10 protein-coding genes are annotated in these 12,789 nt (G+C 71.8%); all 10 read left to right on the forward strand.

Features of this window, described 5'->3' with window-relative positions; all coding sequences use genetic code 11:
• Window positions 1–71 precede the first annotated feature (71 nt).
• The 10 genes from mihF to FJR00_RS10640 all read left to right on the forward strand — a co-directional run bounded on the left by mihF (window position 72) and on the right by FJR00_RS10640 (window position 12,774).
• Window positions 72–389, forward strand: coding sequence for an integration host factor, actinobacterial type (mihF, locus tag FJR00_RS10595; protein ID WP_075958988.1), 318 nt, complete (start codon window positions 72–74; stop codon window positions 387–389).
• Between the two features lie 86 nt (window positions 390–475).
• Window positions 476–1,009, forward strand: coding sequence for a guanylate kinase (gene gmk, locus FJR00_RS10600; RefSeq protein WP_238330434.1), 534 nt, complete (start codon window positions 476–478; stop codon window positions 1,007–1,009).
• A gap of 4 nt (window positions 1,010–1,013) precedes the next feature.
• Window positions 1,014–1,277, forward strand: coding sequence for a DNA-directed RNA polymerase subunit omega (gene rpoZ, locus FJR00_RS10605; RefSeq protein ID WP_075958990.1), 264 nt, complete (start codon window positions 1,014–1,016; stop codon window positions 1,275–1,277).
• A 14-nt stretch (window positions 1,278–1,291) separates the two neighbouring features.
• A complete protein-coding gene (gene coaBC / locus FJR00_RS10610; RefSeq protein ID WP_141338711.1) occupies window positions 1,292–2,542 on the forward strand; it encodes a bifunctional phosphopantothenoylcysteine decarboxylase/phosphopantothenate--cysteine ligase CoaBC in 1,251 nt (416 codons plus the stop codon).
• Between the two features lie 76 nt (window positions 2,543–2,618).
• Window positions 2,619–3,833 carry a methionine adenosyltransferase gene (gene metK / locus FJR00_RS10615; protein ID WP_141338712.1) on the forward strand — a complete coding sequence of 405 codons (1,215 nt, stop codon included), beginning with the start codon at window positions 2,619–2,621 and terminating at the stop codon, window positions 3,831–3,833.
• 45 nt (window positions 3,834–3,878) lie between these two features.
• On the forward strand, window positions 3,879–5,942 hold the full coding sequence (locus tag FJR00_RS10620) for a primosomal protein N' family DNA-binding protein (protein ID WP_238330435.1): 2,064 nt from the start codon (window positions 3,879–3,881) through the stop codon (window positions 5,940–5,942).
• Between the two features lie 186 nt (window positions 5,943–6,128).
• Complete coding sequence (locus FJR00_RS10625) at window positions 6,129–8,021, forward strand: ABC transporter family substrate-binding protein (protein ID WP_181409594.1); 1,893 nt, start codon at window positions 6,129–6,131, stop codon at window positions 8,019–8,021.
• A 229-nt stretch (window positions 8,022–8,250) separates the two neighbouring features.
• A complete protein-coding gene (locus tag FJR00_RS10630) occupies window positions 8,251–9,783 on the forward strand; it encodes an ABC transporter permease (protein WP_141338713.1) in 1,533 nt (510 codons plus the stop codon).
• Between the two features lie 76 nt (window positions 9,784–9,859).
• On the forward strand, window positions 9,860–10,972 hold the full coding sequence (locus FJR00_RS10635) for an ABC transporter permease (protein ID WP_377465378.1): 1,113 nt from the start codon (window positions 9,860–9,862) through the stop codon (window positions 10,970–10,972).
• Window positions 10,972–12,774: an ABC transporter ATP-binding protein gene (locus FJR00_RS10640; protein ID WP_141338714.1), complete on the forward strand. Its 1,803-nt coding sequence runs from the start codon at window positions 10,972–10,974 to the stop codon at window positions 12,772–12,774. Before FJR00_RS10635 ends, FJR00_RS10640 begins: the two co-directional genes overlap by 1 nt.
• The last annotated feature ends 15 nt before the right edge of the window (window positions 12,775–12,789 follow it).

Here is a 12,789-nt window from a genome sequence, read left to right on the forward strand (position 1 = left end):
CGCCCGGGTGTGGATAGGTTCACTGCAGCGGACACCCGTCCGTGCACCGACCCAGACGGAGGAGTTGGATCGTGCCCCTTCCCCAGCTGACGCCCGAGCAGCGAGCCGACGCGCTCGCCAAGGCGGCGGAGGCCCGCCGTGAGCGCGCGGCCGTGAAGAACCGGCTCAAGAACGCCCAGGGCTCGCTCAAGGACGTCATCTCCGAGGGCAAGGAGAACGACGTCGTCGGCAAGATGAAGGTCTCGGCGCTGCTGGAGTCGTTGCCGGGCGTGGGTCGGGTCCGGGCCCGGCAGGTGATGGAGGAGATCGGCATCTCCGAGAGCCGTCGGGTCCGTGGGCTGGGCGCCAACCAGATCGCCCAGCTGCTCGAGCGGTTCGGCGAGAGCTGATCACCGCGCAGCAGTCCCACGTCGCCGGCGACCCCGGGGGCTCGGTCCCCGCCCGTCGACTCGTCGTCCTGGCCGGGCCGACCGCCGTGGGCAAGGGGACCGTGGCCGCGTACGTGCGCCGTCACCACCCGGGGGTCTGGTTGTCGGTGTCGGCGACCACGCGGCCGCCGCGGCCGGACGAGGTCCACGGCCAGCACTACTACTTCGTCGACGACGCCGAGTTCGACCGGCTGACGCGGGAGGACGAACTCCTCGAGTGGGCGTGGGTGCACGGCCGGGCCCGCTACGGCACGCCGCGCGGACCGGTGGAGCAGGTGCTCGCGCAGGGTCGGCCGGCCCTGCTGGAGATCGACCTGCAGGGCGCCCGCCAGGTCCGCAGGGCGATGCCCGACGCGTTGTTCGTCTTCCTCGCACCGCCCTCCTGGGGCGACCTCGTCGACCGGCTCGAGGGACGGGGCACCGAGTCGGCCGAGGAACGCGAGGTGCGGCTGCGCACCGCCCGCACCGAGCTCGACGCCGCCCAGGAGTTCGACGTGACCATCGTCAACGACGACGTTTCCCGCGCCGCCGAGGAACTCGTATCATTGATGGTTGACCCCACCCCAGCAAAGGAATCGTGAGAACGTGACCGGCACCATCGCCCACCCGGACGGCATCACCAACCCGCCGATCGACAGTCTCCTCGAGCGGGCGGACAGCAAGTACGCCCTCGTCATCTACGCCGCCAAGCGGGCCCGCCAGATCAACGCCTACTACTCCCAGCTCTCGGAGGGCCTGCTCGAGTACGTCGGTCCCCTCGTGGAGGCCGACGCGACCGACAAGCCGCTGTCCATCGCGCTGCACGAGGTCGACCAGGGCAAGCTGCACCTGGGCGCCATCGAGAGCTGACCAGGACCAGGGGTATGCGGATCGTCCTCGGGGTCTCCGGGGGGATCGCCGCCTACAAGGCCTGCCTGGTCCTGCGCCTGCTGACCGAGGCCGGGCACGAGGTCACCGTCGTGCCCACCCGCGCCGCGCTGCGGTTCGTCGGCACCGCCACCTGGGAGGCCCTCAGCGGACGGCCCGTGGCGACCGAGGTCTGGGACGACGTGCCGGGCGTCGCGCACGTCCGGCTCGGGCAGGAGGCCGACCTGGTGCTCGTGGCCCCCGCGACCGCCGACCTGCTGGCCCGGGCGGCCGCCGGCCTGGCCGACGACCTGCTGACCACCACGCTGCTCGTGGCGCGCTGCCCGGTCGTGCTCGCCCCGGCCATGCACACCGAGATGTGGCACCACGGCGCGACGGCCGCCAACGTGCGGACGTTGCGCGACCGGGGGGTCCACGTCGTCGAGCCGGCCTCCGGCCGGCTCACCGGCACCGACAGCGGCCCCGGTCGGCTGCCCGAGCCGGAGGAGATCGTCGCCGCCGCGCTGGCCCGTGTCCCGGAGGGTGCGGCCACCGGCCGCAGAGCCGACGGTTCACCCGTCGACCTCGCCGGACGGCACGTGGTGGTGTCCGCGGGCGGCACCCGCGAGCCGCTGGACCCCGTGCGCTTCCTGGGCAACCGGTCGTCGGGCAAGCAGGGCTACGCCCTCGCGGCCGAGGCGGCCCGTCGTGGGGCCCGGGTGACCCTGGTGTCCGCCAACGTCGACCTCCCCGCCCCCGAGGGGGCCGAGGTGGTCGACGTCGAGACGGGCCTGCAGCTGCAGGACGCCGTGCATCAGGCGGTGGCCGACGACGCGGACGTCGTCGTCATGGCCGCCGCCGTCGCGGACTTCCGGCCCGCGGCCTACGCCACGCGCAAGATCAAGAAGGAGCACGGACCGGACGCGTCGGAGGCGCCCGTGGTCGAGCTGGTGCGCAACCCCGACGTGCTGGCCGGCCTGGTCGCCGACCGGGGGGACCGCGACCGGCCCTTCCTCGTCGGTTTTGCCGCGGAGACCGGCGACGACCAGGGGGACGTCCTCCAGCACGCCCGGGCCAAGCTGGAACGCAAGGGCTGCGACCTGCTCGTGGCCAACGAGGTGGGCCCGGGCGTGACCTTCGGCCAGGACACCAGCACCGTCCACCTGCTGCGTCCCGACGTCGCGGACGTGCGCACCGTCGGGCCGACCGGGAAGGACAAGGTCGCCGCCGCGGTCCTCGACGAGGTCGTCTCCGCCCTGGGGACGTAGCAGGCGGGGCCGTCGGTCCCGGACCGTAGACTGCCCGGGTCAGTCAGCAGCCGCTGCGCAACCGCGAGGAGAGTCGATGGCCCGCCTGTTCACGTCCGAGTCCGTCACCGAGGGACACCCCGACAAGATCTGCGACCAGATCAGCGACGGCATCCTCGACGAGCTCCTCCGCCAGGACCCGGGCTCGCGGGTCGCGGTCGAGACCCTGGTGACCACGGGGCTGGTGCACGTCGCGGGGGAGGTGCGCACCAGTGGCTACGCCAACATCCCCCAGATCGTGCGCCACACCATCCTGGACATCGGCTACGACAACTCGCACAAGGGGTTCGACGGACGGACCTGCGGCGTCGAGGTCTCCATCGGCGACCAGTCCGTCGACATCGCCGTCGGCGTGGACACGGCCATGGCCAGCCGCGACGAGTCCGGTGCGGACCCCTACGACGTCCAGGGCGCCGGCGACCAGGGCCTGATGTTCGGCTACGCCTGCGAGGACACCCCCGAGCTGATGCCGCTGCCGATCTTCCTGGCCCACCGGCTGGCCGAGCGGCTCAGCCAGGTGCGCAAGAGCGGCGAGCTGGACTACCTGCGGCCCGACGGCAAGACCCAGGTGACCATCGCCTACGAGGGGGACCGGGCCGTGCGCCTGGACACCGTGGTCCTGTCCACCCAGCACGCCCGGGACATCTCCCTGGAGGACCAGCTCACGCCCGACATCCGGGAGCGGGTCATCGGCCCGGTGCTCGAGGAGGCGCACGAGGCCGGGATCGACCTGCACACCGACGGCTACCGGATGCTGGTCAACCCCACCGGCATCTTCACGATCGGCGGGCCCATGGGGGACGCCGGCCTCACCGGGCGCAAGATCATCGTGGACACCTACGGCGGCATGGCCCGGCACGGGGGAGGAGCCTTCTCCGGCAAGGACCCCTCCAAGGTCGACCGGTCCGCCGCCTACGCGATGCGGTGGGTGGCCAAGCACGTGGTGGCCGCCGGGCTGGCGCGTCGCTGCGAGATCCAGGTCGCCTACGCGATCGGCACCGCGCATCCGGTCGGGCTCTACGTGGAGACGTTCGGGACCGGCACGGTGCCCGACGACACCATCCAGGACGCGGTCGCCCGGGTGTTCGACCTGCGGCCCGCCGCCCTCGTGGACCAGCTCGACCTGCTCCGCCCGATCTACCGACCCACCGCCGCCTACGGGCACTTCGGCCGCACGGAGGCGCCTGGGGTGGACGACGCCTTCACCTGGGAGCGCCTCGACCGGGTCGAGGAGCTGCGCCGGGCGGTCTGAGCACCGGTGGCGCCGGACGCGCGGACGCGGGCGGGGGGCGACGAGGTGGAGGAGCAGCTGACGCTGGTGCCCCCACCGGCCGGTGCCCGACGCCGCCGTCGACCGTCCCCGCCCGCGGACCGGGCCCCGGCCGACCGGGACCCCGTCGCCCAGGTCGTCATCGACACGCCGCTGCCCCACCTCGACCGGGTCTTCGAGTACGTCGTCCCGCACGACCTGGCCGACGCCGCGCAGCCCGGGGTCCGGGTGCGGGTGCGGATGGCGGGCCGCCAGCACGACGGCTTCGTCGTGGCCCGGGCCGCCGAGGCCGACCATCCCGGCAGGCTGTCGCCGGTCCTGCGGGTCGTGGGCGCAGAGCCCGTGCTCACCGCCGACGTGCTGGCCGCGGCCCGGGCCGTGGCCGACCACTACGGCGGCACCCTGGCCGACGTGCTCCGCCTGGCCGTGCCCCCACGGCACGCCCGCGCCGAGTCCGCCGAGCCCCCACCGGCCGAGGAGCCGGCCGGCCCCGCCGCTCCTCCCTCCGCCGGGCAGCCCCTTGGGGCCTGGTCCGCCTTCCCCGCCGGCCCCGCGCTCCTGCGTCGGCTGGCGGCCGGGGAGTCGCCCGTGGCCGCGTGGACGGCCCTGCCCGCACAGACCCCCGGGACGGACTGGCCGGACGCCGTCGCGGAGGCGGTGGCGGCGACCCGTTCCGGCGGGCGGGGCGCGGTGGTGGTGGTGCCGGACCGGCGTGACGTGGACCGGGTGCTCGCCGCCGTGTCGGCCGCCGTCGGCGAGCAGGACTGCGTCGCCCTGACCGCCGACCTGGGACCGGAGGCGCGCTACCGCGCCTTCCTGCGCCTCCTGCGGGGGCACACCCGGGTGGCCGTCGGCACCCGGGCCGCGGCCTGGGCCCCCGTCCGGGACCTGGGCCTGCTCGTCTGCTGGGACGACGGCGACGACCTGCACCAGGAGCCCAGGGCTCCCTACCCGCACGTGCGCGAGGTGCTGCGCCTGCGGGCCGTCCAGGAGGGTGCCGGCCTGCTGGTCGGTGGTCTGGCACGCAGCGTCCCGCTGCAGGCCTGGGTCGCGACCGGCCTCGCGGCCGACGTGGTGCCGGGCAGGTCCGCCGTGCGGGCGGCGGCCCCGTCGGTGCTCGTCGCCGGTGAGGGACGGCAGGAGGACCGCGACCCGGCCGCCCGCACCGCCCGCATCCCCAGCCTCGCCTGGCGGGCCCTGCGGGACGGCCTCGAGGAGGGGCCGGTGCTCGTCCAGGTCTCCCGGCAGGGGTATGTCGTAGCACTGGCCTGCCAGGAGTGCCGCACCCCTGTGCGGTGCCCCCGCTGCGCGGGACCGGTCGGCGTGCCCGCGACCGGCACCACGCCGGTCTGCCGTTGGTGCGGGCTGCCCCCCGCGGAGGAGACCCGGTGCCGGGCGTGCGGCTCGGGACGTCTGCGGGCGATCGGCGTCGGGGAGCGGCGGACCGCAGAGGAGCTCGGACGGGCCTTCCCCGGCGTCCGGGTGCTCACGTCCGGCGGTGCCTCCGTGGTCGCGACCGTGGAGGACACGCCCATGGTGGTGGTCGCGACGCCGGGCGCCGAGCCATGGGCTCCAGGGGGCTACCGGGCGGCGGCCCTGCTGGACGGCTGGCAGCTGCTGGACCGGGCCAGCCTGGACGCGGCCGTCGAGGCGTTGCGGAGGTGGAGCGCTGCCGCCGCGATGGTCCGGCCGGCCCCCCGCGAAGGCCCAGGACGGGTCGTGCTGTGCGGGGTCCCTCCGCACGCCCAGGTCCCGGCCGTCGAGGCCCTCGTCCGGTGGGACCCCGTGTGGCTCGCCGCGCGCGAGCTGGCGGACCGGGTCGAGCTGGGTCTTCCTCCGGTGCGCCGGCACGTGCTGCTCCGCGGCGCCCCCGCGGGCGTGAAGGAGTTCGCCGACCGGCTGGAGGAGCTCGGCCACGTCCCGCTCGGCGGCGTCCGGGCCACCGGTCCCGAGGAGTTCGTCGCGGTCCTGGGAGAGGGACGGGCGGGATCGTTGCCCGCCGACGTCCGCGCGGTGCGGGCGGCGCTCAGCGCCCGCCGGTCCGACGACCAGGTCCGCGCGGTGCTCGACCCCCTCGAGGGCCCGCGCTGAGCCGCCGACGGGCGGGCGGCCGACGTCTCAAACTGGTAACGATCGAGTGACCGTCCGGTCACCGGTGTGGCGTCGGGGCCCCACCCGTGCCTATGTTGCTCTCGCAACCCCCCGGCTCGGTGTCGACCGGGTGCGCGTCCAGAGTGGGACGCGTGCTCCGGCCCGAGCTTCCCACTAGGAGGAACATTGAAGATCAGGCGCGCGACCATGGCCGTCGTGGCGGCCGGAGCCCTCGCCCTGGCCGGCTGCACGTCCGAGACGGACACCCCCGAGGACACCGGCACGACCAACGAGCAGGGCGGCGGCACCGACGCCGAGACCGACGACGAGGAGTCGACCGCAGGCGGCGACGACGACTCGGCGACCTCGGAGGACGGCACCGCTGCCGGCGGTGGCGAGGAGGACACCGCGAAGGCGGACCTGGGCGACATCGAGACCGCCCAGGACGAGATCTCGTTCTCGACCGGGGCCGAGCAGTACAACGCCTACAACGGCAACACCTCGTCGACCAACTCCACCTACAACGCGGTGGTGAACAACCAGCTCATCGGTGGCTTCTGGTACTGGGGTACCGACGGCACCGTCTACCCCAACGAGTGGTTCGGCTCCTACGAGGTCACCAGCGAGGACCCGCTGACCGTCGACTACACCATCTCCGACGAGGCGGTCTGGTCCGACGGCACCCCGGTGACCGCGAACGACTACCTGCTCGAATGGGCGTCCTCCAACCCGGAGGCCCTCGGCGGCGTCGACACCCTCGGCTTCGACCCGGTGTCCGACACCTTCGGCGTCTATGTTCCCGATGGCCTGGAGACCGAGGTGGGCTCCAAGGAGTTCACGGTCGTCTACCCCGAGCCCTACCCGGACTGGGAGCTCCTGGTGAACGGTGCGCTCCCCTCGCACATCGTGGCCGAGCAGTCCGGAATGGAGCCCGAAGCGCTCGCCCAGGCCATCCTCGACGGCGACGGCGAGACGGTGGCCCAGGCCTCGGAGTTCTGGAACACCGGCTGGGTCTTCAACGACTACGAGATCCCGGACGAGTCCATCGTCCCGTCCTCGGGTCCGTACACCCTGCAGGGCTCGGTCTGGGAGAAGGACCTGTCCCTGGGTCTGGTCCCGAACGAGGAGTTCTACGGCCCGGCCCCGGCCACGGCCAACCTGGTCTTCAAGTTCGCCGACCCGGGCACCCACGTCCAGGCCCTGCAGAACGGTGACATCAACGTCATCGAGCCGCAGGCCACCGTGGACACCATGGACCAGCTCGCCGGCATGGGCGACACCGTCACCACCCTCACCGGCGACGAGATGACCTGGGAGCACCTCGACTTCAACTTCGCCGAGGGTTCGGTCTTCTCCGACGAGGAGGGTGGCCTGGCCGCCCGCGAGGCGTTCGCGATGTGTGTGCCGCGTCAGCAGATCGTGCAGAACTTGATCCAGCCGATCAACCCCGAGGCTGAGGTCATGAACCTGCGCGAGAAGTTCCCCTTCCAGCCGGACTACCAGGAGGTCCTCTCGGCCGCCTACGACGGCCGGTACGACGAGGTCGACATCGAGGGTGCGGCCGCCAAGCTGGAGGAGGCCGGGCTCGAGACGCCGGTAGAGGTCCGCATCGGCTACTCGGCGCCCAACCCGCGCCGCACCGACGAGGTCACCGCGATCAAGGCCTCCTGCGACGAGGCCGGGTTCGACATCGTCGACGCCGGCGACTCGACCTTCTTCCAGCAGGGCGGTCCGCTGGAGACCGGTGACTGGGAGGTCGCCCTCTTCGCGTGGGCCGGTTCGGGGCAGATCGCCTCGGGCGAGCCGATCTACTCCACCGGTGGCGGCCAGAACTTCGGCCAGTACTCCAACGAGGAGGTCGACGCTGCCTGGGACGAGCTGGCCTCGTCCAACGACCCGGCCGTCCACCTCGAGCAGGTGAAGAAGATCGAGAAGCTGCTGTGGGACGACCTCTACGGCATCCCGCTGTTCGCCCACCCGGGCGTCATCGGTCACGACGCCTCGCTCGAGAACGTCCGCCACAACTCCACCCAGACCGGTGTGTCGTGGAACGCCGAGCAGTGGGTCCGCGCCAGCTGATCCACCGGCGCTAACGGTCCGTCCCGGGACGTCGTCCCGGTAGGTCCGTCGCACGCCACGGGGCGGGAGGGCATCAGCCCTCCCGCCCCGCCGCGTGCCCCCTCCATCGACCGGTCCGCCCCGTCCCCGACGCGCGCCGGGGCTCTTCGCCAACGGCCTGCCAGGTCGGTTAGAGTGCCACGTCACCCCCGCCACGACGACGTGGTCCCAGTGCAGGAAGGTATTCCCCGTGCTCCAGTTCATCCTCCGCCGGATCGCCATCTCGGCGGTGATCCTGGTCCTGGGTTCGGCGTTGATGTACTTCGCCACCATCAACTCCGGAGACCCGTTGCAGGACCTGCGGGAGACCCGCGCCGAGAACCGCGAGCAGCTCATCGAGGCGCGGATCCGCAACATGAACCTGGACATGCCGTGGTGGCAGCGCTACCTGACCTGGCTGACCGGGGCCGGCAAGTGCCTGGTGCTCCAGTGCGACCTCGGTACCACCCGGGACGGCGCCAACGTCAACAGCCTCCTGCTGGGGGCGGCGGGAGCCAGCCTGCGGCTGGTCGCCCTGTCGGTGGCCCTGGCCATCATCATCGGCATCACCCTGGGCGTCCTCTCCGCGATCCGCCAGTACTCCGGGTTCGACTACTCGATCACCTTCCTGGCCTTCCTCTTCTTCTCCCTGCCCGTCTTCTGGGCCGCGGTGCTGCTCAAGGACTTCGGCGCGATCCGGTTCAACAACTGGATGGCCGACCCACAGTTGACGACGGTCGCCATGGGGGTCATCGCGATCGTCTTCGGCCTGCTCATCGCCTCGGTGCTCGGCGGGGACATCCGACGGCAGGCGCTGACCTTCCTGGTGACGGCCGGCGTGGTCTTCGGAGCCGTCTTCTGGTTCGACCGCATCGGCTGGTGGCGCCAGCCCGCCCTCGGCCTGCCCCTCATCATCGTCGGGGGGCTGGCCGCCCTGGCCTTCTTCCTCGTGCTGACCGTGGGTCTGCAGCACCGCCGCATCCTCTACGCCGGCCTGGGGACCCTGGCTGTGGGGGTGGTGAGCTACTTCCTCGTCCAGCCCCTCATCCAGGATCCCTCGTGGGGCCTCGTCCTGCTGCTGGCGCTGGTGTCCGCGGCTGTCGGTGCGGCCATCGGCTGGTTCTTCGGCGGCTTCGAGAAGAAGACCTCCATGGTGGTCAACATCGGCACCGCCCTGGCCTTCGGCTTCCTCGTCTTCATGGACCAGCTGCTGCGCAACTGGGCCGGCTTCCTGGACGTCGCCCCGCAGGGCCGTCCGATCGGGACCATCGGCGACGCCCGCATCCCCTCGGAGCGGCTCGAGGGCAACTTCTGGATCGAGATCTACAACTGGGGCGTCCAGCTGATCCTGCCGACGATCGTGCTGACGCTGATCTCCATCGCCGGCTACAGCCGTTACACCCGGGCCTCGATGCTGGAGACGATCAACCAGGACTACATCCGCACCGCGCGGTCCAAGGGCCTCTCCGACCGGGTCGTCTACACCAAGCACGCGCTGCGCAACGCGCTCATCCCGATCACCACCATCGTCGCCTTCGACTTCGCCGCCCTCCTCGGCGGCGCCGTCATCACCGAGACCATCTTCGGCTGGAAGGGCCTCGGGGCGATCTTCCGCGACGGCCTGAACACCGTCGACCCCGGCCCGGTCATGGCCTACTACCTCGTGGCCGGCGGTGCGGCGGTGCTGATGAACATGCTCGCGGACATCGCCTACGCCTTCCTCGACCCGCGGATCCGCCGGTGAGCGGCGCCGTGAACCGCGACCCGAGCACGACACCGGCGGCGACGACGCCGGCCACGACCATGCGAAGGAACGACCGATGAACGACAAGCCCCCGACCAGCGGCGGGGACCGCCCCGAGCAGGACCGGCCCGAGGTCCCCGGCAGCGGACGCGAGGGCCTCTCCCCGGTGCCGGCCCCCCAGGACAAGGCCGCCCCGCAGGACCCGGACACCATGGACGAGGTCACCGACGGCACCAGCGCCGACGGGGCCCCGGAGATCTACTCGGTCGAGAAGAACATCGACCTGACCGGCAAGTCCTACTCCCAGGGCCAGCTGGTCCGCCGCCGATTCTTCCGCCACCGCGGCGCCATGGTCTCCCTGGTCGCCCTGCTGGCCATCACGGTCTTCGCCTTCACCTCGATCGGCTACGGGGTCATCCCGGGCTGGTGGGGCAAGAACTTCTGGGAGGGCGCCCTGGTGGAGAACATGGGGCGGCCCACCCTGCAGCTGTGGCCGTTCGAGCCGGGGGAGTACCCCTTCGGCCAGGACAACGCCGGCAAGGACTACTTCGCCCTCACGATGCGCGGCACGCAGCGTTCGCTCATCGTGGCCTTCACCGTCGGCATCCTGTCGACGATCATCGGCACGCTCGTCGGCGCCCTGGCCGGCTACTACCGCGGCTGGGTCGAGGCGATCCTCATGCGGGTCACCGACCTGTTCATCGTCATCCCGCTCCTGGTCATGGCCGCGGTCTTCGGCAAGATGGCCGGTGGTGGCATCTGGCCCCTGGCCTTCCTGCTGAGCGTGCTGACCTGGACCGGCCTGGCCCGGCTGGTGCGCGGCGAGGTGCTCTCCCTGCGCGAGCGCGAGTTCGTCGCTGCCGCCGAGGCCATCGGCACCAGCTCGAGCCGGATCATCTTCAAGCACATCCTGCCCAACACCATCGGCACGATCATCGTCAGCGCCACGCTGGCGATCGCCGCGACCATCCTGCTGGAGTCGGCCCTGTCCTTCCTCGGCTGGGGCGTCCGACCGCCCGACACCTCCCTGGGCCTGCTGATCTCGACCTACCAGAACAGCTTCCAGACCCGGCCGTGGCTCTTCTGGTGGCCCGGCATGATCATCCTGGCGATCGCGCTGTCCGTGAACTTCCTCGGTGACGGCCTGCGCGACGCCTTCGACCCCCGTCAGAACAGGACCGCCGACTGATGACGACCACGACCGAGAACTACGGCGACCAGGTGTTCACCGGTTCGGGGACCCCCGGCGAGGGCGAGGAGGTCGTGCTGACCTTCGACGACGTCGACGTCCGCTTCAAGACCGAGTTCGGCAGCGTCCACGCCGTCAAGGGCGTGGACCTGCGGGTGCGCCCGGGCGAGGTCGTCGCGCTCGTGGGTGAGTCCGGCTCCGGCAAGTCGGTCACCTCGATGACCGCGATGCGGCTGCTGCCGTCCAACGCCACCATCGGCGGCGCCGTCAACGTGGCCGGTCGGGACGTCGGTCAGCTCTCGGAGCGGAACATGCGCCGGCTGCGCGGCAACGACGTGGCGATGGTGTTCCAGGAGCCGATGACCGCGCTCAACCCCGTGCTGACCGTCGGCACCCAGATGGTGGAGTCGATGGAGCTGCACCACGTGGCCCGCGGCCAGGCTGCCGTCGACCGGGCCATCGAGCTGCTGGAGATGGTCGGCATCCCCGAGCCGGCCAAGCAGATGAAGAAGTACCCGCACGAGCTCTCCGGCGGCCAGCGTCAACGGGTCGTCATCGCCATCGCGATCAGCTGCGACCCCAAGGTCATCATCGCCGACGAGCCGACCACCGCCCTCGACGTCACGGTGCAGGCGGACATCCTCGACCTGCTGCGCTCGCTCAAGGACAAGCTCAACACCGGGATCTTGCTCATCACCCACAACATGGGCGTCGTGGCCGACATGGCCGACCGGGTCGCCGTGATGTTCAAGGGCGAGATCGTCGAGCGCGGCACCGTGGAGGAGGTGCTGCTGCACCCCCAGCACGCCTACACCAGGATGCTGCTGGGCTCGGTGCCCAAGATGGGGGCCGGCCGCGGCCAGATGGGCATCAGCGTGCGCGAGGAGGTCGACCACGACGCCCCGCTGGCCATCGACCTGCGCAACCTCGTCATCGAGTACCAGCGGATGGGCAAGCCCCCGTTCCGGGCCGTCGACGACGTCAGCTTCCAGGTGCGCAAGGGCGAGATCGTCGGCCTCGTCGGCGAGTCCGGCTCCGGCAAGTCCACGATCGGCCGGTGCGCCCTGGGCCTGATCCCCGCCGCGTCCGGGGAGTTCCGGCTCCTCGGCGAGGACATCACCACGATGAACAAGCGCGAGCTCAAGGCCCTGCGCAAGCGGATCGGCGTCGTCTTCCAGGACCCGGCCGCCTCGCTCAACCCCCGCCTGCCCATCGGCGAGTGCATCGCCGAACCCCTCGTGGTGCACAAGGTGGGCGACCGCAAGACCCGGCAGGACAAGATCTACGAGCTGCTCGACGCCGTCCAGCTCCCCCGGGAGGTCTTCAACCGCTACCCGCACGAGGTCTCCGGCGGGCAGCGGCAGCGCATCTGCGTGGCCAGGGCGTTGACCCTGGATCCCGAGCTCCTCGTCGCCGACGAGCCGACGTCGGCGCTCGACGTGTCCGTCCAGGCCCGGGTGCTGAAGATCTTCGCCGAGCTGCAGGAGCAGTTCGGCTTCGCCTGCCTCTTCATCAGCCACGACCTGGCGGTGGTCGACCTGCTCGCCCACCAGGTGGTCGTGCTGCAGAACGGCAAGGTCGTCGAGGCCGGGCCACGGGCCCAGATCATGGAGCACCCGCAGGAGGAGTACACCCAGCGGCTGATCGCCGCCGCACCGGTGCCCGACCCGATCGAGCAGGCCCGCCGGCGCCGCGAGCGGCACGAGCTGCTGCGCGAGCAGGGGGAGGAGATCGCCGAGCTGCGCCTCGACGACGCCCAGGAGTTCCGGGCGACGATCTCCGACGAGAAGGACCAGTTCTGACCCCGGACAGGAGGA

Source organism: Ornithinimicrobium kibberense, assembly GCF_006519705.1.
Classification (GTDB): Bacteria; Actinomycetota; Actinomycetes; order Actinomycetales; family Dermatophilaceae; genus Ornithinicoccus; species Ornithinicoccus kibberensis.

What these genes read in the sequence shown, in the direction of transcription:
- FJR00_RS10635 (WP_377465378.1), top strand. Translation starts at nt 9,860, where the DNA reads ATGAACGACAAGCCCCCGACCAGCGGCGGGGACCGCCCCGAGCAGGAC.
- metK (WP_141338712.1), top strand. Translation starts at nt 2,619, where the DNA reads ATGGCCCGCCTGTTCACGTCCGAGTCCGTCACCGAGGGACACCCCGAC.
- FJR00_RS10640 (WP_141338714.1), top strand. Translation starts at nt 10,972, where the DNA reads ATGACGACCACGACCGAGAACTACGGCGACCAGGTGTTCACCGGTTCG.
- coaBC (WP_141338711.1), top strand. Translation starts at nt 1,292, where the DNA reads ATGCGGATCGTCCTCGGGGTCTCCGGGGGGATCGCCGCCTACAAGGCC.